At 59.6% G+C, this 20570-nt stretch carries 25 protein-coding genes; 2 read left to right on the top strand and 23 right to left on the bottom strand.

Going from position 1 to position 20570, the window contains the following annotated elements; all coding sequences use genetic code 11:
• From OHL16_RS03025 to OHL16_RS02990, 9 genes are all read right to left on the bottom strand, one after another.
• Nucleotides 1–777: a flagellar biosynthetic protein FliR gene (locus OHL16_RS03025; RefSeq protein WP_263365582.1), complete on the bottom strand. Its 777-nt coding sequence runs from the start codon at nucleotides 775–777 to the stop codon at nucleotides 1–3.
• Nucleotides 777–1046: a flagellar biosynthetic protein FliQ gene (locus OHL16_RS03020; RefSeq protein ID WP_263365581.1), complete on the bottom strand. Its 270-nt coding sequence runs from the start codon at nucleotides 1044–1046 to the stop codon at nucleotides 777–779. The genes OHL16_RS03025 and OHL16_RS03020 overlap by 1 nt, the downstream gene beginning before the upstream one ends.
• 22 nt (nucleotides 1047–1068) lie before the next feature.
• Complete coding sequence (gene fliP / locus OHL16_RS03015) at nucleotides 1069–1950, bottom strand: flagellar type III secretion system pore protein FliP (protein ID WP_263365580.1); 882 nt, start codon at nucleotides 1948–1950, stop codon at nucleotides 1069–1071.
• On the bottom strand, nucleotides 1947–2237 hold the full coding sequence (locus tag OHL16_RS20185; protein ID WP_396127128.1) for a flagellar biosynthetic protein FliO: 291 nt from the start codon (nucleotides 2235–2237) through the stop codon (nucleotides 1947–1949). The genes fliP and OHL16_RS20185 overlap by 4 nt, the downstream gene beginning before the upstream one ends.
• A 31-nt stretch (nucleotides 2238–2268) precedes the next feature.
• Entirely contained in the window at nucleotides 2269–2484 is a 216-nt protein-coding gene (locus OHL16_RS03010; RefSeq protein ID WP_263365579.1) for a FliM/FliN family flagellar motor C-terminal domain-containing protein, read from the bottom strand.
• A gap of 159 nt (nucleotides 2485–2643) precedes the next feature.
• On the bottom strand, nucleotides 2644–3180 hold the full coding sequence (locus OHL16_RS03005; protein ID WP_263365578.1) for a flagellar basal body-associated FliL family protein: 537 nt from the start codon (nucleotides 3178–3180) through the stop codon (nucleotides 2644–2646).
• A gap of 153 nt (nucleotides 3181–3333) precedes the next feature.
• The gene (locus OHL16_RS03000) at nucleotides 3334–4557 is read right to left on the bottom strand and encodes a flagellar hook protein FlgE (protein WP_263365577.1); all 1224 of its coding nucleotides are present in this window, start codon (nucleotides 4555–4557) and stop codon (nucleotides 3334–3336) included.
• Between the two features lie 82 nt (nucleotides 4558–4639).
• Nucleotides 4640–4972 carry a flagellar hook capping FlgD N-terminal domain-containing protein gene (locus OHL16_RS02995; protein ID WP_263365576.1) on the bottom strand — a complete coding sequence of 111 codons (333 nt, stop codon included), beginning with the start codon at nucleotides 4970–4972 and terminating at the stop codon, nucleotides 4640–4642.
• A gap of 38 nt (nucleotides 4973–5010) precedes the next feature.
• On the bottom strand, nucleotides 5011–5586 hold the full coding sequence (locus tag OHL16_RS02990; RefSeq protein ID WP_263365575.1) for a hypothetical protein: 576 nt from the start codon (nucleotides 5584–5586) through the stop codon (nucleotides 5011–5013).
• A 754-nt stretch (nucleotides 5587–6340) separates the two neighbouring features.
• Here OHL16_RS02990 and OHL16_RS02985 point away from each other — a divergent pair.
• Nucleotides 6341–6634 (top strand): hypothetical protein, encoded by a 294-nt coding sequence (locus OHL16_RS02985; protein WP_263365574.1) that lies wholly within the window; start codon nucleotides 6341–6343, stop codon nucleotides 6632–6634.
• Between the two features lie 7 nt (nucleotides 6635–6641).
• Here OHL16_RS02985 and OHL16_RS02980 read toward each other — a convergent pair whose 3' ends face one another.
• The 11 genes from OHL16_RS02980 to OHL16_RS02930 all read right to left on the bottom strand — a co-directional run bounded on the left by OHL16_RS02980 (nucleotide 6642) and on the right by OHL16_RS02930 (nucleotide 15638).
• Entirely contained in the window at nucleotides 6642–7115 is a 474-nt protein-coding gene (locus tag OHL16_RS02980; RefSeq protein ID WP_263365573.1) for a hypothetical protein, read from the bottom strand.
• Entirely contained in the window at nucleotides 7116–8456 is a 1341-nt protein-coding gene (locus OHL16_RS02975) for a FliI/YscN family ATPase (protein WP_263365572.1), read from the bottom strand.
• Complete coding sequence (locus OHL16_RS02970) at nucleotides 8453–9187, bottom strand: FliH/SctL family protein (RefSeq protein ID WP_263365571.1); 735 nt, start codon at nucleotides 9185–9187, stop codon at nucleotides 8453–8455. Before OHL16_RS02970 ends, OHL16_RS02975 begins: the two co-directional genes overlap by 4 nt.
• Nucleotides 9168–10250 (bottom strand): flagellar motor switch protein FliG, encoded by a 1083-nt coding sequence (fliG, locus tag OHL16_RS02965; RefSeq protein ID WP_263365570.1) that lies wholly within the window; start codon nucleotides 10248–10250, stop codon nucleotides 9168–9170. Before fliG ends, OHL16_RS02970 begins: the two co-directional genes overlap by 20 nt.
• Entirely contained in the window at nucleotides 10250–12052 is a 1803-nt protein-coding gene (gene fliF, locus OHL16_RS02960) for a flagellar basal-body MS-ring/collar protein FliF (protein ID WP_263365569.1), read from the bottom strand. The genes fliG and fliF overlap by 1 nt, the downstream gene beginning before the upstream one ends.
• A gap of 15 nt (nucleotides 12053–12067) precedes the next feature.
• The gene (gene fliE / locus OHL16_RS02955; protein ID WP_263365568.1) at nucleotides 12068–12382 is read right to left on the bottom strand and encodes a flagellar hook-basal body complex protein FliE; all 315 of its coding nucleotides are present in this window, start codon (nucleotides 12380–12382) and stop codon (nucleotides 12068–12070) included.
• 22 nt (nucleotides 12383–12404) lie between these two features.
• Nucleotides 12405–12887, bottom strand: a complete 483-nt coding sequence (gene flgC / locus OHL16_RS02950) for a flagellar basal body rod protein FlgC (RefSeq protein ID WP_263365567.1) — start codon at nucleotides 12885–12887, stop codon at nucleotides 12405–12407.
• 2 nt (nucleotides 12888–12889) lie between these two features.
• Nucleotides 12890–13252, bottom strand: coding sequence for a flagellar basal body rod protein FlgB (gene flgB / locus OHL16_RS02945; protein WP_263365566.1), 363 nt, complete (start codon nucleotides 13250–13252; stop codon nucleotides 12890–12892).
• Nucleotides 13253–13396: 144 nt separating this feature from the next.
• On the bottom strand, nucleotides 13397–14653 hold the full coding sequence (locus OHL16_RS02940; protein WP_263365565.1) for a sigma-54 dependent transcriptional regulator: 1257 nt from the start codon (nucleotides 14651–14653) through the stop codon (nucleotides 13397–13399).
• Between the two features lie 2 nt (nucleotides 14654–14655).
• Entirely contained in the window at nucleotides 14656–14892 is a 237-nt protein-coding gene (locus tag OHL16_RS02935) for a hypothetical protein (protein WP_263365564.1), read from the bottom strand.
• A 2-nt stretch (nucleotides 14893–14894) separates the two neighbouring features.
• Nucleotides 14895–15638 carry a response regulator transcription factor gene (locus tag OHL16_RS02930; RefSeq protein ID WP_263365563.1) on the bottom strand — a complete coding sequence of 248 codons (744 nt, stop codon included), beginning with the start codon at nucleotides 15636–15638 and terminating at the stop codon, nucleotides 14895–14897.
• Nucleotides 15639–15865: 227 nt separating this feature from the next.
• Here OHL16_RS02930 and aroA point away from each other — a divergent pair, with 227 nt between their 5' ends.
• Nucleotides 15866–17170 (top strand): 3-phosphoshikimate 1-carboxyvinyltransferase, encoded by a 1305-nt coding sequence (gene aroA, locus OHL16_RS02925; protein ID WP_263365562.1) that lies wholly within the window; start codon nucleotides 15866–15868, stop codon nucleotides 17168–17170.
• On the opposite strand, the gene OHL16_RS02920 is transcribed toward aroA, so the two are convergent.
• Genes OHL16_RS02920 through miaB form a run of 3 tightly spaced genes read right to left on the bottom strand, consistent with a single transcriptional unit; the run spans nucleotide 17143 to nucleotide 20248 of the window.
• Nucleotides 17143–18294, bottom strand: coding sequence for a glycosyltransferase family 9 protein (locus tag OHL16_RS02920; protein ID WP_263365561.1), 1152 nt, complete (start codon nucleotides 18292–18294; stop codon nucleotides 17143–17145). The genes aroA and OHL16_RS02920 overlap by 28 nt on opposite strands.
• Before the next feature lie 41 nt (nucleotides 18295–18335).
• A complete protein-coding gene (locus tag OHL16_RS02915) occupies nucleotides 18336–18860 on the bottom strand; it encodes a bifunctional nuclease family protein (protein WP_263365560.1) in 525 nt (174 codons plus the stop codon).
• Nucleotides 18861–18862: 2 nt separating this feature from the next.
• Nucleotides 18863–20248: a tRNA (N6-isopentenyl adenosine(37)-C2)-methylthiotransferase MiaB gene (gene miaB, locus OHL16_RS02910; protein ID WP_263366225.1), complete on the bottom strand. Its 1386-nt coding sequence runs from the start codon at nucleotides 20246–20248 to the stop codon at nucleotides 18863–18865.
• Nucleotides 20249–20570: the final 322 nt, after the last annotated feature.

Here is a 20570-nt window from a genome sequence, read left to right as displayed (position 1 = left end):
TCACGCTTCCGTCACTAACTTCTGCGCGGCGTCCAGCAATGCGGTAAAGTGCCGTTCAATCCAGCCCGGCCACACAGCAAGGCTGGCGATAAGCACCGTGTAAGAGACCATCGTCTTCAGGGGCACCCCCACGATCATCGCCGGCAGCTGCGGCGACATTCTCGACACCAGCGCGACCGTCACCTCTACCACAGTTGCCGCACCAACCACCGGAGCTGCGAGTTGCAGTCCGGCAAGAAAGATTCCTCCAGCCATTCCCGCGAGAGCCGAGCCCGTCTTTAGCTGCACCATAGCGTGGCCAATGGGGACGGAGCAAAAGCTACGCACCAGCGCGGCCAGAAGACTGCGGTCGAGCCCTGCGCCAATCAGGGCCAGCAGGTTAAGCCACCCAAGCAGCTGTCCCAGCACAGGTGTCTCAATCATGGAATTTGGATCCATCAGATTCACAAGCGAAAAACTGAATTCGATCCCCAGCAGCGCCGCAGCAAACAAAATCGACTCGCTCAACAGCATCAGAGAAAGCCCGAACACAAGCCCCACACCAAGTTCACCAAGAATCGTGCCCGCACTCAGAGTTGCGCTCGCATTTGGAATAGCCGCTACGGCTGGAGTCAACAGCACCGTCATCGCGATCACAAAGCCGGCCTTAATCCGTGGCGCGATCGCTGCCGAAGAGAACAGTGGAGCGAAGACCATCAGGCCGCTCAGACGCAGCATCACCAAAACGGCCGCCTGCAGATAGTTTGACCAGTTATCGATCACAGTTGCCCTTTGCACTACCCGAGATATCTGTGAAAACTGCTGAAGAGCTGCAGCGTAAAGTTGACCAGCCGGTGCACCATCCAGGGGAGCGCCACCATCGTCACTCCAAACACCACAACCAACCGCGGAACCGCGGTCAGCGTCTGCTCCTGCACACCAGTCAGAGTCTGAACAAGGCTTACAACCAGGCTCACCGTGCACGTAACGACAAGCAAAGGCGCGCTCACGATCATCGCCTCGATCAGCACCCTTCGCATCAGCTCAACTGTCTGATCCGGTCCCATCGCCTCTCCTCAAGCACCAACGTCAAAAGCTCTTGATCAAGTGGTCAGCCAGCAGATTCCAGCCATCCACCATGACAAACAACAAAATCTTCAACGGCGTAGAGATCACCACCGGAGGAAGCTGCATCATGCCAATCGAAGTCGTTACGCTGGCGACCGCCAGATCCACCAGCAGAAACGGAAGAAATAACACTGCACCGATCTGAAACCCTGCCTTCAACTCGCTGAGAATGTAGGCCGGCACCACAACCTGAACCGGAAGTTCCTCCCGCGTCTTCGGCCTTGCCGACATTCCCGCCGCGGCAAACACACTTAGATCTTTCTCCCGGGCGTACCGCAGCATGTATTGCTTCACAGGCTGCATGCCACGTTCGATCGCATCCTCGCCCGAGATCGTACCGGCGCGATAGGGTGTCACCGCCTGCTGCTCTACCTGCATGAGCACCGGCTGCATCAGAAACCACGTCATCATCAGTGCGAGCCCCATAAGTACCTGATTGGACGGAGCAGTCTGCGTCCCAAGAGCCTGCCTGAGAAAGTGAAAGACAACTAGCAATCGGACCAGCGGCGTCATCGACAGCAACAAGGCCGGCAACAAGGTCAGCAGAGTAAGCCCCAGAACGATTGACCACGGGGTGCTCCGGGTTGCCTCAATCGCGCTTGTAATCGACTGGCTGGCCTGCTTGTTCTCCAGATCATTGTTGCTTTGTGAAACTCCTCGCAAGCCCGGCTTCGCACCGGTATGGGGGACCTGCCGAGCCGCATTATTTGCGGTCACCAATCTCGCAGCTCCGTGCGGATACACCCAGAATGACTTGTCGGCTCGCTGAGCCTGCAACTCGTGGCAAGTCATCACGACTGCAACAACCGCTCCAACTCGTAGTACCCGGCGCAATCGCGTCATAGAGCGTCATGCTCCCAAGCATCTTTAACTCTTTCTCCTTTGACCTGGACAATCGCCTGTACACCATCCGCGTCCGCCCCGACAAGAAAGCGCTGTCCCGCGCAGGCCACCAGCATCAATTGCCGTCTTCCCCCCAGCGAAATTGTCTCAACAAGCTCCATCTCTCGGTGCCGCTTCGCAACTGAAAGACGGCTACTCAAGTGGCGCTGAAGCCATCCTGCGACTCCGTGCAACCCGACATCCTTGCTCGCCGCACTCGTCTCAGATCGTCTTTGTAGATCTCGCATCCCTATCTCTCTCCTATGCCTGTCCGCACGCCTACGCCAGTCGTGTCAATCGAACGACGAGTTGATGATCTGCGACCTCAAACTCGCTCCACGCCAGTTGCACTTTGCCCGCCATCAAAGGAACATCCTCCGACTCCGGCCACGCCGTCTCAAACACCTGGCCCTGCTGCAAGCCCAGCAGGTCGCACACACGAAATTGCTTCAACGCGATCTCGGCTGAAATCCTCACTGCCTGTTTGGCCAGCACAGGCCACGCAGGATGCTCCTCAATTCGTGTTATCCATGGTGCTTTCCGAGGAAACGTTATCGAAGCGAGCGCTGCTTCTTCCATTCGCTGTCCTTTGTCCGTTGTCACTAACTCGGTGTTTGCCATAGAGTCCACTTGATTTCCCTCCTGATCCTCTGGTTAGCGCTGGACAAGAAAATCCGTGAAATAGAGATTCACCACTTTGATCTCCGGGTTATGAGCGTCGAAGGCCTGCTTCAACTCACTCTTCAGGCGCTCCTTGCCATCCGGAGCCAACAGTTCGGCGGACGTTTGACTTCCAAGAACGGCCAGCGCTGTATCCCGCAGAGACGCCTCAGGTCCCTTGTCCTGCTTTCCACTGTCGCCTTTGCCTTCTTTTGCCTTTGCCGACTGTCCCGCCACATCTGCCACGCTCAGGCTGATCCCGATCCGAAGGTAAGCAGCCCCACCTTCATCAGCCAGATTGACCAGGAGAGGCTCAAGCACCGTCGCATGTGTCTCCACCGGCGCGTTCGGCTCAACTCTCGCCGCAGCACCTCCTGGCAATGGGAGCCGGCCAGAGCGAACAAAATAGTAAAGCGCCCCCACGACCGCGACCGCCGAGAGTGTTGTTCCCAGAACAACAGCGATCAGCACCGCGACGAGCGGCACTTTTCCCGATTCGGACTTCGGTTGAGTAATTTGAGCAGTAGCCATGACTCTGAGGAATTAGCACGAACATGGCCACTCTTATTTACCAGGGGATTAGCGACTTCTTATTCAGAGCACCAAAGCGTTCAGGCGCCGGAAAGCCGAAGAACAAGAGCCCCACGCTGCTGCTCTTCGGCCCATCAAAGAGAGCGGAATCGATTACCGGATCATGCCGATCGTCGCCTGCGTTACCGAGTCGAAGGCTGTAATCGTCTTCGAGTTCGCCTCAAACGCTCGTTGTGCCACAATCAGGTTCGAAAACTCCGTCGAGATATCCACATTAGATTGTTCCAATGCAGAGTCCTCAATCGTAGCGCGTCCTCCTGCGCCTGCGACACCTATACTCGCAGCCCCGGAAGCCGCTGTCGTCACATAGTTGTTATTCCCGGTCATTGCCAGTCCCTGGGTGTTGGCAACTCTTGCCACGGCGACTTGTCCGATCGTCATGGTGTGGTCGTTGCTGAAAGTCGCCGTTATCACTCCATTTGAGTCCACCGAAAAGCTCTGATACGTACCGCTGGCAAACCCATCCTGATTGCTGGCCGTGTTTGTTGAAGCTGAGGTCGATTGCGAAATCGTCGGACTGCCTCCGCTATAAAGATTCCAGTTGAGGCTCATGTTGCTTGCGCCATCTGTCAGGCCGGTAAACTGAATCCCGGCCACGTTCCCTGCAGGCGAGATGAGCTGGCCATTCGCGTCAAAGGTCAACGTGCCCCCATTGTTTACTGCACCGGCCGCATCGCCGGCAGGCATCGTAACTGAGTAGCCCCAGGTATTTGCTCCTGTCTTGGTGTAGGTCACTGTCACATCATGGCTGGCGCCGAGTGAGTCATACATGGTCAGTGGCGTCGTGAACTGCGTGCCTACACTGGATGCAGCGTTCAGGTTCGCAGTAACGGAGAAGTTCTGTGTCCCCTGCGCGGCCTCGGTTGTTCCCACCGGAATCACGAGCGGCACTAAACCACCATTCAGATTCACAGCTCCATTGCTGGTGCCGTAACCCATCACCTGTTGCCCATCCACCGTCTGTAGGCTCCCGCTCTGGCTCAACTGGAAGTTGCCTGCCCGCGTCAGCGACTCTACCCCTCCCCGCTGAACGACAAAGAATCCATCTCCGCTCAAGGCCATATCCTTCGAACTCCCAGTCGGCAGAAGGGTTCCTTGCAAAAAGCTTGTCGGAGTCCCCGAGACCCTCGTTCCCACTCCAACCTGCAGTGGATTGTTCGAGCCCGAGGTTCCGATCTGCTGATGAAACAGATCCTCAAAGGTAGTCCCCTGCTCCTTGAAGGCTGTCGTGTTGAGGTTTGCAAGATTGTTGCCGATCGTATTCAGTGCGACCGTATCGGCCTGCAACCCGCTTAGTGCAATTGAAAATGATCCCATCTCTGTCTCCTTGCTTTAAGTTCGTGCTTCCCGTTCGTTCAGTTTCCGCAGCAAGACTCGCTCCGCCTCGGCTCGCACGAGTCTACTGATTGGTAGGAGTCGTGCTCGTCGCAATCCCGCTCGTCAGCGTACTGATTCCCTGATTGATCGAAATCAACTGCTGCAGGCTATTCACTCCCACCAGCTGCTGAATATACGAGGCTGGATCTGTCGGCTGGGTCGGGTCCTGGTTCTTCAGTTCGCTCACAAGCAGAGTCAGAAAATCGTTTGAGGTAATAGTCGAGTTACCCGAGGACGAACTCGTGCTGCTGGTTCCACTGCTCTGCGCGGCATCCTTTGCACGTGCCGGCCCGAGTGAGGATGCCACTCTTGCCGCTGCGGCCGAGTTCCCGCTCGTTATTGAATTCACATCCATATTTTCCTCCTGAATTAGCTGCAGTTCTCTTTCGCTCTTTACGCCATGACACTCAGCCAGCCGCCGCTATTGCTGTGCGCAGCCGACAGAATCCATTCATCGCCCGGGGCCGCGTTCCATTCCTCTCCGCGGGATGCCTGCGGCCCCTTTACCGTGCCCATAGGACTTGAAGGCTGCCTATCATCTCCCTGCGCGCTGCCCTTGTGCTGCCCCAGGTCGCCACTGTTCTCCGACCCTCGTGAAGCCACACTTTGGTCTGTCAAAGGTGTTCCTAGATGAACACTCAGAGAGCCGACCTTCACACTCTCGCTCTGCAAAAACGCTGTAAGAGATGGCAGCTCTCTGTGAAGCATCTGCTGTCCCGACTGCGAACCCGATGCTAACGACGCGCTGATCGTTCCATCTCCGCTTATCTCAGCCCGGACTTTCAGCCAGCCGTGAGCGCCGCCGGGGATCCCAATCTCCAGCGTCGTCGGCGTCGCCTTGAATGGCATCGTCTCCGCGGAGACAGGCTCAATCTCTTGAGGCGGCGCCGAGGTTCTCTGTCCGGAAACCTGATGAACGCCCGAAGTTTGATGTCCGCCCATGCGTGCCACAGTCGGTGTCACTTGCATTTGCATCTGACCTGCGGGAACGTCCTCGAACCCAGCGCGTGTTGCGACCGCACTAAAGGCATGAGTGCTCTTTGATGCCTCGGTCGGCTGTGGCGCAACGTTCGCGTGTTCGTTGCCTTGCACCTCACTCCGTGTTGAGCGCACTTCCTTGTGTGTCGATGCTCCAGCCGCAGAACTTCCTCCAGATACGCTAGCGCGCAAGAACGCTTCGCTCCCGGTTTCAACGTTTCGTGTGGCGACTCTTGTACTCGCTACGGCTGGTCTATTGGAGATCGCTGGAAGCGCGTCCGTCCGATCGGCGTTCGCAGCCAACTCCGGCCGCCCGACGGCAGCAACGCTATCACTCTGTTTAGCCTGGGAATTTTCCGGTTGAACCGAGACAGCTGGCTTCGCCACTTCGCCTTTAGAAGAGATTCCCGTCTCACGCGTCTTCTTATGAGTACGGGTCTTCTCCGTGGTATCCCCTGTGCGAGTTCCGCCGACAGCTGCGCCGTCACCTCTCTCCGAGCCGCCAGGTGCGGTCGGCTCCTTGACACGCTCATCGACAGGCTCATCGGAACGAAGCTGCAACTCCGACAAGCCACTGGACGAAGCGCTCACCTTCACTCCAGCCTGGGCAACCGGCTGGTCTTCCAGACCCGTTGCAGGAGGCTCTGCCTGCTTCTGTAAGGACCGGAGCGGCTGACGGACAACAGTTCCTCCGTGTTCAATCTGCTTCTCACTCTCAGCCTCTTCAATCCCGGCCGGGATCTCCTTGCCTACAGTCTGTGGCAACGAATTCTTCGAAGCGCTCAATGGAGCCTTCGCTTTCGCCGAATCGCCCACGCCCGCAGTCAGCCCCGAAGACATCCTGCTGGGGTTCAACTCCGCAGCTCGCTCGCCGAAACTCGCAGCAAATGATGGAAGCCCGCCCTTCATTCCTGATTGCCGCATCACAGGCGTCGTCTCAGGCCTCGCCAGCAATGAAGTCTTCACGATCATGCTGCATCTCCCATCACACCTTCTGGAGATGCACTCGACGTACCAAAGCCTGCAAGTCGACAATTAGGATTCGTTCATCGATCAGCTTCCGAACGTTTGCGCTTCTGCTTCTCAGACCATTGCCTGCGCGACAGGAAGCGGTCGTCCGTTGCCTTTTGCTGTCTCCGCTCCTCTTCATTCCTCAGTTGCAGACGCATTGCCTCAAGCAGCCGTTGCATCTGGTCGTTTCTGAGACGGCTACTCGCATGACGCTCCTTTGCCTCGTTGCACCGTTCATCGAGTTCAACCTGGATTCGTTTCAGGCCTTCGATCTTCCCACCTGCGATCTCCTTCTGCGCCGTAGCCTGTAACCAGTCCAGAGGATCACCACTCATCATCGCCTGCCTTCCGTCAAATATTGCAGAGCGGATAAGAGCGCTTTGGCGATTAACTGCCTGCGCAATCTCCGTTACCGCGGCCATGGTTTTTTGTAATTCGACGGCATCGCGGTGTTCAACGAGTTGATAAACGCTTGCCAGGCGTTGCAGCGGCTTCATTCCAGTGCGCATCTACAACTCCATCGCCGCAAGTTGGGCCACGGTTTCGGCCATCGTCACACGCTCAGTACTTCCTTGCTCAAGAAAGCGCCGTAACCCAGGCATCGCAGACAGTGCGCGGTCCAGTTCCTCATCTGTGCCCGCTTTATATGCGCCAATGCGAATCAGGTCCTCAGACCGTGCATGTGCAGCAAGCAACCTCCGCGCCTTCATCGCCTTCGTACGATGCTCGTTCGTCGTGACAGCAGGCATCAGCCTGCTCAGCGAGTCAAGCACGTCCACCGGCGGATACCATCCCGCGCTGGCCATGCGCCGCGACAGCACGACATGCCCATCGAGAAACGATCGAACTGCATCCACAATTGGATCCTGTTGATCATCACCCTCCATCAGCACGGTATAAAAAGCCGTCACGCTTCCTTTTTCAAAGTTGCCCGCGCGCTCTACGAGCTTTGCAAGCCGCGTGAAGACGCTCGGAGTGTACCCTTTGCTCGCCGGGGGCTCTCCTGCCGCCAGCCCTATCTCGCGAGCCGCCATCGCATACCGTGTCAGCGAATCCAGAACCAGCAGCACATGTTTCCCCTGCGCCGCGTAGAACTCTGCCACTGAAGTCGCCGCCATCGCTGCGCGCATTCGCAGCAACGGGCTCTGGTCCGACGTCGACACTACGACCACCGAACGCCTCCGCCCATCCTCACCAAGCGAATCCTCAATGAAGTCGCGGACTTCACGTCCACGTTCCCCCACCAGCCCAACGACAGTAAGGTCCGCCTCCGTGTTCCGAGTCATCATTCCAATCAGCGTGCTCTTGCCGACTCCAGAACCACCAAAGATGCCTATCCTCTGCCCGCGTCCTACAGTCAGCATGCCGTCGAGTACCTTTACACCGGTCTGCAACGGCTCGGTAATTGTGACTCGTTTCATCGGATGCGGCACCGCTCCATCCAAACGCCACATTCTTTCGGCTGCGATCGAGCCAATCTCATCCAAAGGGCTCCCTATCGCATCCAACACTCTTCCTGCCATTCGCTCGCTTACTGCGATACCCGGCGTTTGGCTTGTAGCCAGAATCGCGTCACCGTACCGGATTCCCTGTGTCGCTCTAAGGGGCATAGCGAGCACCCGCTTGCCGCGAAAGCCAATCACCTCGGCCTGATGCCGCACACCCTCGCGGTCGACGATCTCGCAGCACTCTCCGACCGAGCACACCGGCCCGTCCGATTCGATCGTCTGTCCGTTTGCCTCCACCACGCGGCCGCACCATCGCCACGCCGGCCTATCACACAGCCGCGCAAAATACGGAGCCAGGCTGGCTCGCCCGATCCGCTCGATGTCCTCGGCTCCAACGGTCACGCCGGCCTCTTCTCCAGCAAGTCAAAGAAGCCTCTCTCAATCTCATCCAGTTGTGCGCCTACTCCCAGTTCCACATTGCCGACCTCTGACTCCAGCACACACTCTCCGTTGCGTAACCGATCATCACCCGCGACCTGCACCGCGACATCCTTCCTTGCGGCAAACGCCTCTCGCCACGTCTCCTGCTCTGCAGCAGGAACACGCAACACTGCCGTACTCGAGTCACTGATGTTCTCAAGGGCCACTCTCACGACTCCCGCCAGCAACAGAGGATCGAGCCTGACCTCACGATGCAGTACTCGTGCCGCAATCGCCAACGCCAGCCTCACCACCTCTGCTTCCACGCCGGCAAAGTACCGCGCACGCTCTCGTTCAAACTGGGCGCAGAACTTAGCGACTCTTTCCCGCTCCACTGCAACGCTCTGCTCCAATTCCGCCTGCCATTCTGTACGAGCGTTCATGTTCTCCGTGCGCGCAGCCTCGATGCGCTCTCGGAGCTGCTCTGCCTCTGACTCGAGCCGCTGATTCAACGCTGTCAGTCTTGCTACCGTCCGCACCGCATCGTCCTCAGCAGGTGTGATCTGAGCAGCCTCCATGCCCGCCTGTTCCGTCTCAGCATCGGCCGACCGAAACTCAAGCCGCATAACTTCACATGCATGATGCGGCTCTCCAGCCAGCAGCCTCGTTGGCACAATATCTTCCAGCATCCTGTCAGACTGCGATGTCATCATCCATCTCCATCTTCAGCATCATCCTGCCCTCGCTCTCTAGTTGCCGTGCCATGGCAAGAAGCTCCTGCTGAGCCAGGCTTACATCCTTCATCCGTACCGGCCCCATCGCCTCCATGTCTTCTTTCAGCATCTCTACCGCGCGCGAACTCATCGCTTTGAAGAGATGGGCTCTCAGGTTCTCGCGTCCGCCTTTCAGAGCGGTCGCGAGCACCCTCTTATCCGCCGCCGCAACAAACTCGCGAATGCTCTCCGCGGGAACCGTCAGCAGATCTTCAAACGTAAACATCAGGTTCCGGATTCCGATCGCAAGCTGGGGCTGCTGCTGCTCGATCTCCTCGAGAATTCCCTTACTTGACGCCTCATCTACCCGGTTCAGCAGCTCCGCCACAGCCTTGCACCCCGAGTACGATTTCCGCGCTCCATTTCCCATCCCCTCCATGCGACGATGCAGCACCAGCGCGACCTTCTGTGCCATCTCTGGGGAGAACTGCCTCATCTCCGCCAGCCGCCGCACTACATCGACTCGCATCGGTACCGGTAGCTCCATCAGCACCGTCGATCCACGCTTCGCGTCCAGATGCGCAAGCACCAGAGCGATGGTCTGCGGATGCTCCGTCTCAAGAAACTTGCTCAACTGCTGCGGTTCCATCTTTTGCAGCATTGCCATATCGCCGGTCGTGCGCTCGCGAATCTTCTTTACCTGCGACAGCAACGCCTCAGCCCGGATCGCCCCGAAGGCTTCCGTCAGGACCTTGATCGCAAACTCCGGGCCGCCGCGCACCATATACTGCTGCGTCTCCAGCAACCCGTAATACTCGGTCAACACCTGCGTCAAAAGATTCGCGGGAATCTCTCCCAGCCGCGTAATCTCCTCTGTCACGCGATGAATGTCCGTCTCTGTAAGGCTCTGAAACAGAGTCTTCGCCAATTCGTCTCCCAGAGCCACCATCAGGATCGCCGCCTTGCGCAGCCCCGGCAGCTCTGCCGGCTCAAACCCTGATTCCTCCGGCAGCAGCAGTGAATTGCGCTGCATACCTGCCGCCATCTGCATAGCCGTTCCCATTAATCCGTCTCCTCATTCGACCCAATCCACGCCTCCAGCAGTCGCGTACTTTGCACAGGTTCACGCCGAATGTGTTCTGCAACCTGTTCATAGACTCCCTGCCGATGCAGCGAAGCCTGCGCCTGCATGGTCGACTGCAATGGCCGGAACGCCTCAGCTTTTTCCAGAACCTTCTGCTCAATCTGCGGATCAGACATCGGTCTGGGCTCCTCGGCCTCTGACCCCGCGCCCAACAGGACCGGCTCGCGGAGCGTCGCTGTCATCTGGCGTGCCACAGGACGCAGCACAAAGAGAACCAGCAACACACCGCAAAGCCCCGCAACTGCCGTGCGAGCCAACCCAGGCTGCGTGTGGAGCAGGCCACGCGTCTCATCCATCATCTTCTCCATCACTGGTGGCTTCACTTCAGGTGCGTTGGAGCTGAAGCTCACATTCTCCACAACAACCTGATCGCCGCGCCTGGCATCGAACCCCACGGCCGCCTGCGCCAACTCCTCCAGCCTCCGCATCTCATCCGCATTCCTCGGCCTCCAGACCACATGCGCCGCCTTACCTGTGCCTTCAGCCGCGCTGCGATCATTCACAACCACAGCAGCCGTCACTCGCCGCACTCGGCCGGGCCCTTCTTCCAGGTGGACAAGGTGCTTCGTCACACCATACGTTCCGCTCTCTTGATGGAGACTCTGCCCGGCACCCGCTCCCTGCTGCGGATACACCGGCAGCGCCTCCTTCTGCAACAGCGGCGGAGTCCCAGGAGCAGCCGCTGCCTGCGATCCCTGCACCGCGCCAACCGGCGCCCCCGCTGGCGAGTTGCTCGCCGTTCCCGGCACCCCCGATGCCCGCCCCGGCTGCACCGAGGTCTGCTCGCTCTTCTGCATCGTCAGCGTCGCCGTCTGGTTCGGGTCGTAGACTTCGTCGGTTCGCTCTTCATTGCCCTCGTCGTAGCTCACATTCACCGTGGCACGCACATTGTCGCGGCCCGCCAGCGGCTCCAGCATCGCCACCAGCTTCGACTCCATCTGCTGCTCCACATCTGCCTCTGCACCGTCCTTCGATCTCGGCTTCATGTTCGCGCGGCCATCCGCATCGACCAGAGTCACATTGTCGACGCTCAGGTTGTCCACCGCTCCCGCTACCAGGCTGCGGATCGAATCCGCCTGCTCCCGCTCCAGCGACGCTCGCTTCAGCTTCAAAACGACAGAGGCCTTCGCCGCTCTCTCTTCGGAAGCAAATAGCGACTGCTGCGGCAACACAAGGTGCACCCGCGCTGATCGTACGACTCCTAGCGTCTCGATCGTGTGCTCCAGTTCGCCTTCCAGTGCTCTCTGGTAGTTCACCTTCTCATCAAACTCGCTGCCTACCCAGTTCGGTTTGTCGAATATCTCGAACCCCAGCCTCCCCGTCTGCGGCATCCCCTTCGCCGCGACCTCCATCCGCGCCTTGTCCAGCATCTCAGCGGGAACCTGTACGCCCGCATTGTCCGCCGTCGTCTGATACGGGACTCCTGCCGCAGACAGCTCCTGCGCCACCTGCTGCACGTCCTTGCCGTCGAGGCCGCTGAACAGCACCCTCCAATCCGTGCGTCCCGCATACCACATCATCACGCCGCACATCGCGGCAAGAAACGCCGCCGACGCCAGCAGCCACGCTCTCTTCCCCGGCGGCAGCGCAATCACCCTCTGGCGCAGCGCCGATACCATCTCAAGCGCCTTTGCTGCGGGCGGCACAACTCCCTTCGCCGCCCCTCCAGCGCTCTGCCCCACCCGCTGCAACCCCGATGTCGTCTGATCTGTCTCTGCCATCTCGCTTAGAGCCTTCTAAAACTGCATCCCCATCATCTGCTGGTACGCGGCCACAGCCTTATTCCTCACCTGCAGCGCCAGTTCAAACGCCATGTCTGCCTTTTGCGTCGCAATCATTGCGTCGTGAATCTCCACTCCCTGCCCACTTAGCAACCCCGTCACAGCCTGCGACGCCTGCTGATCGAGGGCGCTCGTCTGCTCCACCATCGAACGAAAGAAGCCCGCAAACGGAACTCCCCCCGAAGCCTCCCGACTAGTTCCGGCCGATGCCACACTATGACCAGCGCTCGCCGGACTGCTGCTCAAATTTCCTGTGATCCCTGCGCTCATAGCACCTCGCGGACCTCTCTCTCTACTTCAAAATGTCCAGCGACGACGAAACCATATTCTTCTCCGCCTGGACCGCCGAAGTGTTCATCCCATACGACCGCGTCGCTCCCATCAGGTCCACCATCTCCGTCAGCGGATTGATGTCCGGATACGCCACATACCCATCCGGCCCAGCGTCCGGATGCTGCGGGTCATACCTGCGCAGCGGTGCGCTCGCATCGCTGATTACGCCCGTCACCGCAACGCCGCCCGAGACTGCATTCGCAGCAGTCACGCTCCCGCCCAGCCCATTCAATCCCAAATTCGTCCCCAGATGACTCACGAACGAGCTCTGAAAGCTGCTGTCACCCTCCGCCTCAAAGACCACATGCCGCCGCTGATAAGGCCCGCCCTCGGCAGTTCGAGTCGTCTCAGCGTTTGCCATATTGGAAGCAACCACCTCAGCCCGCACTCTCTCTGCCTTCAATGCCGAGGCGCTCACATCCATCACGCCGAAGAGATTCATCGCTATTTGGCCTCCGCGTGGATCGCGCTCATCACGCCCGAATACTCATGCTTTAAAAGCTCCACCCCAAGCCGAAACTGCAACTGCGTCTTCGCCAGTTGCATCGACTCCCGGTCCATCGAGACGTTGTTTCCATCCGGGCGCGACACCAGGCCATCGACATCCTGCACCTGCGCAACGTTTGCATCGCCCGAAAGCACCGTGCTCTGCATCTGCCGCGCAAACTCCGCTTCAAAATCGAAACCCTGAGTCTTGTATCCAGGCGTATCGACGTTGGCCATATTGCTGGCCGTGACCTTCATCTGCTCGCTCGTCAGATCGAGGTACCGTTCCAGCGCATCGCTCAACGAAGTCGAAACCTGCATCGAAGCCTCCACCCTGCTTCAATGCACTTAAGTGCCCAAACAAATGCGCCCTCATCTAAGAGGGCGCTAAGAAAATCAGGGAATGGAAACCTCAACTCATACCGTCACAATTCGCCGGGAAAGACTCGAGCAACACAAGACCGATCAGCTCCGAACTCGACGCCATCGGATCTCCTCCGCTCCAATCTCCATCCGCTCCTCAGCCAGAATTGCACCGCGCTCCAGCACATGCATCAGCTCACGCACATTACCGGGCCACCGGTGTTCACACAGCTTTGCCAGAGCCTCGGCGTTGAGCCGTTTCCGCGGCATCTCTCGTCCCATTCGTTCCAGAAAGTACTCCGCAAGCAGCCCGAGATCCTCCATCCGATCACGCAGCGCGGGAACCTCAATCGGAAACACGGCGAGCCGATGATAGAGATCGAGCCGGAAGCTTCCCTCTTCCGACCTCTGTTCCAGTGGCTGATGCGTCGCCGCGATCACCCTCACATCCACCCGCACCGTCTCGTTGTCTCCTACGCGTTGCAACTCCCCGCACTCCAGAAAGCGGAGCATCTTCGCCTGCAGCGCCAGCGGCATCTCTCCAATCTCATCCAGAAACAGCGTCCCTCCATGCGCCGCTTCAATTCGCCCGGTCCTCGACTGCACAGCCCCCGTAAAGGCTCCCCGAGTATGTCCAAATAACTCAGCCTCTAGTAACGTCTCAGGAATCGCTGCGCAATTCAACACAACAAACGGCTTATTGGCACGCTGGCTCAGCCGATGCAGCGCCTTCGCCACAACTTCCTTTCCCGTTCCCGTCTCGCCCTCAATCAGCACAGTCGTCGACCGCGGGGCCACCAGCCGAATCAACCTCGCCAGCCCGCACATAGGCTCGCTCGAGCCAACCAGTTCCGGCAACGCCTCCCGCACGTACGCCTCGTCCCCACGTTCAGCCCCCTCCCCCGCAATCCGCACAGCCATCGCCTGCGGCACAGCCACAGGAGCTGTTATCCAAGCTGCCGTATCGGTCGCCGGCGCACTCTGCGCCTCGCGCAGCGCATGCAGCAGCTCATGCCGCCGAGGATTCCGCGAAGCCTGTCCTTCCACTGCGCCATCCATCCGCATCAGTTCCACCGCCGGATACATCACCCGCAGTTGCCCGGCGAACTCGCTCACCTCCAGGTCCGGCAGCCAACTATCTACTAACAATGTTTCCGGGCGCGAGTCCTCAATCTGCGCAATCGCCTCGGCTCCTCCCCCAGCTTCCAGAACACGCCACCGCAGCCCAGTCAACGAAGCGCGCAGCCGCTGCCGCAGCCCCGCATCTGCGCTCGCAACCACGACCGTCCGTGCCGCGACTGCGTGAAGCGCACTGCCATCCGTCCACTCGTCTCTCCCTGCAACTGCTCCGTTCAGCATCTCTAGCTCTCCTCAATCCTGATCGTCTGCAGCAACAAGTCGCGCATCGACTGCACGGCAGCATTCAGCCGCGCACACTCCGCAAGCGCTGCTCCAATCGCATCCCGCATCGCCAGGGGTTCGCTGCTCATCTCCCCCAGCGCCAGCCTGCACTGCAACACCGTCAATGGTTGGCACAACCCATGTAGGCCGCGGTCGATCCGCTCCACCAGATTCTCTTCAGCATTGCTCGCTGCCACCGCTATGCCCCCGCCAAAACTGCGCCAACACCATAGCTGCTCTCGGCAATCGGCAGCTTCTTTATGCCACCCATGCGATACCCTTCACCGCGAACGGTCTCGATCACAGCGAAGACGGCGTCACTCTCCGCTCCCACCGCTCCCAGTTTCTTCCGCAAGTAGTTGATATACACATCCACCACATTCGTTCCTGCGTCCGGGGACATCTGCCACACCTCGCGCAGCAACTCCGCCCGGCTGCAGCAGCGTCCGCTCCGCTGCATCAGATACTCCAGCAGGCTGAACTCCTTCACGGTCAACTCCACCGCGTGGCCCATCCTGGTCACACGCCGTTCCATTCGGTTCAGCGCCACATCACCATGCCGCAGCATCGGATCGGCAAACCGCTCCTTCCGGCGCAGCAGAGCTCTGCATCGTGCCGTCAGCTCATGAAAGCTGAACGGCTTCAGCAGGCAGTCATCTGCGCCCAGGTTGAGGCACTTTACCCGCTCCTCGACCATGCTCCTGCCGGTCAGAACCAGGACAGCCATGCCGTCGTACCGCCCGCGCAGATCTTCTAAGACTTCCGTACCGTCCTTGCGCGGAAGGCTCAGATCCAGCACCATCAGGTCCGGTCGAAAGCTTTCGACCCGCTCCAGCGCAGCCTCTCCATCTCCCACCCACGCAACCTCATGTCCTTCCAGCTTCAAACCTTTCTGCAGAAACAACCCCAAGGCAGCATCATCTTCCACAATCAAGACCCGCATTCCTTCTCACCTCGTCGACAGCAAACCCGCAGTACCCGAACACTCGTTACAAACGTCTGCGGTGTTTTATTACCTTGGTGTATCGGCTCGGTTCTTTCAATCCCTTTGCCAGATTTTCTGCCTGACTGAATTTCAAAACGGGAATAATGTCCTCCAACCTTGCCTCGGCCCACTCCACAGGAGGCATCAAAAGAATCCTCGCCGCAAAAGCAGTTACGATAAAAGCAATGTCTTCTTCGATAGCCACGACCCAGATTGTTCGTCCTGCGCGCACACTGCAGGGTTCCGTTACGATTCCCGGCGACAAGTCGATCTCGCACCGCTATGCGATACTTGCCGGGTTTGCCGAGGGGACGACGCGCCTCACTAACTTTTCGACCGGAGCCGACCCGCACTCCACGCTTGCCTGCATGGAGGCGTTGGGGGCGACGGTAGTGAAGAAGGACGCGACGACGATCGCGGTGACTGGCGCGGCAGGGTCGTTCCGACAGCCGGCAGGGCCGCTTGATTGCGGCAACTCGGGTAGCACAATGCGGATGCTGGCAGGATTGATCGCGGCGCAGCCCCATGTGTTCACGATGATCGGCGACCACTCGCTGACACTGCGGCCGATGGAACGGATTCGCAAGCCGCTGTCGCAGATGGGCGCGCGGATCGATCTGGTCGACGGACACGCTCCTATGACAATTTATGGCGGGCCGCTGAAGGCCATCAACTTCGAGACGCCCATCCCCTCGGCGCAGGTAAAGTCCGCAGTGCTGTTTGCTGGATTGCAGGCCGAAGGAACCACGAGTCTTTCGGAGGCGGTGAGGACTCGCGACCACTCCGAGCACGCGCTGCGCGCGTTTGGAGCGACGCTTGATCGCGCGGGAGACCGGTTGAGCATCGCAGGAGGGCAGCAGCTGAAGGCCATTGAGGCTACGGTGCCTGGAGATCTTTCGTCGGCGGCGTTCTTTCTGTGCGCGGCGCTTCTCTTCCCCGATTCAAACCTGGTGCTCGATTCGCTGGGGATGAATCCGACGCGCGCGGCGCTGCTGGACGTGATTACGGTACTCGGCGGAAAGATCAAGGTGCTGACCGTCGAGGAGCATCATGGCGAGTTGATCGGCACGATTCAGGTGAACCGCTCGCCGGAGGGACTGAAGGGTGTGGAGATCTCCGGAGCACTCTCGGCGCAGCTGATCGACGAGCTGCCGGTGCTGGCGGCGATCGCTCCCTACACGCGGGATGGCATTACGTTTCGCGATGCGAAAGAGCTGCGCGTGAAGGAGTCCGACCGGATCGCCCTGGTCGCGAAGAACCTGAAGTCCATGGGGGCCGAGTTCACCGAGTACGAGGATGGGCTCGCGATTCCGGGTGGCCAGACGCTGCACGGCGCGACGATCGACTCGGGAACAGACCACCGGATCGCGATGGCGTTTTCAATCGCGGCACTGCGAGCCACGGGCGACACTGAGATTCGGGGCGCGGAGGCGGCGGCAATCTCCTTTCCGGAGTTCTTCAGCTATCTCGATTTGCTCTGCAAGCGCTGATTCACTGCCAGCGAGCGTGGATATCGCGCGAGAAGTTCCGCAAGAGCTGACGTGACATCATCGACGCTTACCTCGTCGATGGTGTAGTCCTGGGGCGCTGATGGCATATCGGCATTCTTCAGAATGCGAAACTTGTCATTACCCAGAGGCAGCCACTCGATGGGTGGAGACCAAGCCGGAGCAATGATGACCATTGGAAGGCCCGCGGCGCGGCCGACATGCATCGGGCCAGTGTCGAGTGCGACGCCTACGTTGCAGAGGCTCATCAATGCAGCCAGTTGCGGCAGGGTGGTCTTGCCGGCAACGCTGGTGGTGCGAAACGGCAGACCGAGTCGCAGTTGATCAATGGTCTGCGACTCGGAGGCGGTTCCGACAAAGAGGATGTGCGCGCCGTGGCGCTCCTTGAGAAAGGTTGCAGCCTCATGGAACCGCTCCGGCCGCCAGCTCTTTCGCTGGGTGACGCTTGTCTGCGTGATGAAGACGGCTACCGGTTGCTCGTTCTCCAAGCCGGTTGAGGCAAGTACCTCCTGTGCGACTGCCATGTCGTGCTCGCTGAAGAATATCTGCGGCTCGAAGTGCGTTGGAGTGTGGCCAAGGGCATCGACGAGTCGGAGATTATTGGCGATCTGGCTCTTCGTATTGTCGAAGACCATGGGCATACGGTAAAGCTCAGACTGAACCGTAAAGCCGATCCGGTTGGAGGCTCCGCTGAGCAACGCTTGCAGCGCAATCCGCGTTCGCTCGTTGCCCATAGGCGTGACCGTGGCGAACGTTGCTCTATGGAATGGAAACTGGCTGCGCAGGGATTGCACGGCGCCCTTCAGGTCCTTCAGTGGACTGGGGGTTGCAATCAGCGTGTCGATATTGGGGTTGTGTCTGAGAACATCGAGAGAGAATCCGCTGGCGACTACTGCGATGCGAGATTCGGGTACGGCCCGGCGCAGCGCAGAGAAAAGAGGCGTTGCGTGAATCGCCGTTCCAAGCGCGCTGGCGTGCTGGAGGACGAGGAAGTTTTTGATTTCGTGCAATGGGCCGCTGTAGGCCGCGCCCCCACGGTTTGTCAGACGCTCAAAAGCAGTGATGCCGGTGAAGACGCCGCCCTTCAGATTTCGGACAAGACTCAAGATCAATCCTTGCGGGTTGGTTTAGCAGAGCTGGAACCGGGCTACATCTTGTAGCGGCCCATCTCGTCGTCGTTGAGGTTTTCCAGCCAGCGGCGCATCTCGTCAGCGTTCGCACTCTGGGTTCCCATCGCTGCTTGGCGGGAGTTTTCCAGCACCTCGCGGTTGACATAGATGGGGCAGTCCCAACGCAGGGCCAGCGCGATCGCGTCGGAGGGGCGCGCGTCGAGGGTGACGGTCTCGCCGGCCTGGTCCATCCAGATGACGGCGTAGAAGGTGTCATCGCGCAGCTCGGAGACAACGACCTTGCGGACCTCGGCGTTGAGGCCGCGGGCCATGTTCTGCATGAGGTCGTGGGTCATGGGGCGCGGTGTCGTGGTCTTCTCAAGCTCGAGGGCGATGGCGTTGGCCTCGAAGATCCCGACCCAGATGGGAAGCACCATGTCGCTGGCAATGTCCTTGAGAACGATGATGGGCATGTTGGTGACGGGGTCCATCATGAGGCCGCGAATCTGCATCTCGACTTCGTCGGGGGCGATGGTGGCGGGATTGGTAGTCGAGATGGCCATGATTAGTTGAGGACGACAAAGGGTTGCGGGCGCTGGACAGGGACGAAGGAGACTTCACCCTCGGCCGGCGGCAGCGCTTCGCCGACGAGGCAGTTGGGCAGCGTCTGAGTGACGCGGACGTTCAGATAGCTGCCGACGGGCGGGTTAGCCGACACAAGCTGCGCCGTGGTGAAGTTCACCGTCTTGTTCTGCGAACTGCGACCAACGACTTGGTTGCGGGCAGGATTGTAACTCTCAACCATGACCTCCTGCACCTGGCCGAGGTGGCGGGCGTAGTGCTCGCGCTGAATCTCGCGCTGACGATCGTTGAGGATGCGGAGCCGCTCGTTCTTCACCGCCTCGGGAATGCTGTCGGCCATGTGGACCGCAGGAGTGTTGGGCCGGGGCGAGAACTTGAAGGCGAAGACGGCGTCGTAGCGCACGGCTCCGAGCAGCGTGATGGTCTCTTCGAAGTCCGCGTCAGTCTCACCAGGGAACCCGACAATCATGTCGCTGGTAATGCTGATGTCGCGGGTGGCCGCGTGGATCCAGCTCATGCGCTCGAGGTACCACTCGCGGGTGTACTCGCGCGACATGGCCTTGAGGACGGACGATGAGCCGGACTGCACCGGGAGATGGATGTGGTCGCAGAGGGTCGGCGTGGCGTCGATGGCTTCGACGATGTCGCGGGTAAAGTCGCGCGGGTGCGAGGTGGTGAAGCGCACGCGGCGGATGCCGGGAATGTTGCCGACGGCGGTTAGGAGTTCGGCGAAGGAGAGGCGGCCCGAGGGGTCGCGCCAGGAGTTGACGTTCTGGCCGAGGAGCTGGATGTCGGTATAGCCGAGGTCGGCCATACGGCGGGCTTCGACGAGTACGGAGGCCGAGGTGCGCGAGCGCTCCTTGCCGCGCGTGTAAGGAACGACGCAGTAGGCGCAGAACTTGTCGCAGCCCTCGATGATGGTGATGTAGCCGCGGTGGGGGTTGGAGCGGACGGTGAACTCGGTGTCGAAGGTCTGGTCGGTCTGGCGGTCGTCGAGTCCGGTGATGCGGGTCTCGCCGGCTTCGAGGCGGGCGAGCATGCTGGGCAGGTTGCGGTAGGAGGCAGAGCCAGCGACCAGCGAAACGTAGGGGGCGCGGTCGAAGATGCGCTCGCCCTCCTGCTGGGCGACGCAGCCGAGGACGGCGAACTTCTTGCCCTCGCCCTGCATGCGCTTGTACTCGTTGAGGCGGTGGAAGACCTTCTGCTCGGCCTTGTCGCGGATGGAGCAGGTGTTGTACAGGATGAGGCCGGCTTCGGCTTCGTCGGCTACCTGGGAGTAGCCCTCGTGCTCGAGCGTGCCGATGACTTTTTCCGAGTCATGGGCGTTCATCTGGCAGCCGAAGGTTTCGATGTAAAACGTCTTGCTCACAGGGACAGTATATCGCTGTGAACCGGGCAGCCGTTGAGTTGGCGCGGCTTCAGATTTCGTGTTCACCACCGACTCTCCCCTCCCGTCAAAAAGTGTGCAAAGTCTTCGAAAGATTGGACATAGGTCCGGACTTTGACTTTGCTGCTAAATGCGAAAGCCCGGCGCTTTGCCGGGCTCCTCCTGATTTAAGGTTATCAGGGGTGTCAAGCGTTGGGCTGTTGAAAAAGCGATGGATATGAATGGGAGAGAAGACAAAAGCGGAGTCGAATTCGGTCGCTTCGGCTGCCCCTCCGCTCTGGCCCCTCGACGCTGCTCGGGGCAG

The organism is Edaphobacter bradus (genome assembly GCF_025685645.1).
GTDB lineage: Bacteria > Acidobacteriota > Terriglobia > Terriglobales > Acidobacteriaceae > Edaphobacter > Edaphobacter bradus.
The sequence above is the reverse complement of the archived record's forward strand: the minus strand, read 5'-3'. Positions and strand labels throughout refer to the sequence as shown.

What these genes read in the sequence shown, in the direction of transcription:
- OHL16_RS03020 (WP_263365581.1), bottom strand. Translation starts at nt 1,046, where the DNA reads ATGGGACCGGATCAGACAGTTGAGCTGATGCGAAGGGTGCTGATCGAG.
- fliP (WP_263365580.1), bottom strand. Translation starts at nt 1,950, where the DNA reads ATGACGCGATTGCGCCGGGTACTACGAGTTGGAGCGGTTGTTGCAGTC.
- OHL16_RS20185 (WP_396127128.1), bottom strand. Translation starts at nt 2,237, where the DNA reads ATGCGAGATCTACAAAGACGATCTGAGACGAGTGCGGCGAGCAAGGAT.
- OHL16_RS03005 (WP_263365578.1), bottom strand. Translation starts at nt 3,180, where the DNA reads ATGGCTACTGCTCAAATTACTCAACCGAAGTCCGAATCGGGAAAAGTG.
- OHL16_RS03000 (WP_263365577.1), bottom strand. Translation starts at nt 4,557, where the DNA reads ATGGGATCATTTTCAATTGCACTAAGCGGGTTGCAGGCCGATACGGTC.
- OHL16_RS02995 (WP_263365576.1), bottom strand. Translation starts at nt 4,972, where the DNA reads ATGGATGTGAATTCAATAACGAGCGGGAACTCGGCCGCAGCGGCAAGA.
- OHL16_RS02990 (WP_263365575.1), bottom strand. Translation starts at nt 5,586, where the DNA reads ATGCAAGTGACACCGACTGTGGCACGCATGGGCGGACATCAAACTTCG.
- OHL16_RS02980 (WP_263365573.1), bottom strand. Translation starts at nt 7,115, where the DNA reads ATGCGCACTGGAATGAAGCCGCTGCAACGCCTGGCAAGCGTTTATCAA.
- OHL16_RS02970 (WP_263365571.1), bottom strand. Translation starts at nt 9,187, where the DNA reads ATGATGACATCGCAGTCTGACAGGATGCTGGAAGATATTGTGCCAACG.
- fliG (WP_263365570.1), bottom strand. Translation starts at nt 10,250, where the DNA reads ATGGGAACGGCTATGCAGATGGCGGCAGGTATGCAGCGCAATTCACTG.
- fliF (WP_263365569.1), bottom strand. Translation starts at nt 12,052, where the DNA reads ATGGCAGAGACAGATCAGACGACATCGGGGTTGCAGCGGGTGGGGCAG.
- fliE (WP_263365568.1), bottom strand. Translation starts at nt 12,382, where the DNA reads ATGAGCGCAGGGATCACAGGAAATTTGAGCAGCAGTCCGGCGAGCGCT.
- flgC (WP_263365567.1), bottom strand. Translation starts at nt 12,887, where the DNA reads ATGAATCTCTTCGGCGTGATGGATGTGAGCGCCTCGGCATTGAAGGCA.
- flgB (WP_263365566.1), bottom strand. Translation starts at nt 13,252, where the DNA reads ATGCAGGTTTCGACTTCGTTGAGCGATGCGCTGGAACGGTACCTCGAT.
- OHL16_RS02940 (WP_263365565.1), bottom strand. Translation starts at nt 14,653, where the DNA reads ATGCTGAACGGAGCAGTTGCAGGGAGAGACGAGTGGACGGATGGCAGT.
- OHL16_RS02930 (WP_263365563.1), bottom strand. Translation starts at nt 15,638, where the DNA reads ATGCGGGTCTTGATTGTGGAAGATGATGCTGCCTTGGGGTTGTTTCTG.
- aroA (WP_263365562.1), top strand. Translation starts at nt 15,866, where the DNA reads ATGTCTTCTTCGATAGCCACGACCCAGATTGTTCGTCCTGCGCGCACA.
- OHL16_RS02915 (WP_263365560.1), bottom strand. Translation starts at nt 18,860, where the DNA reads ATGGCCATCTCGACTACCAATCCCGCCACCATCGCCCCCGACGAAGTC.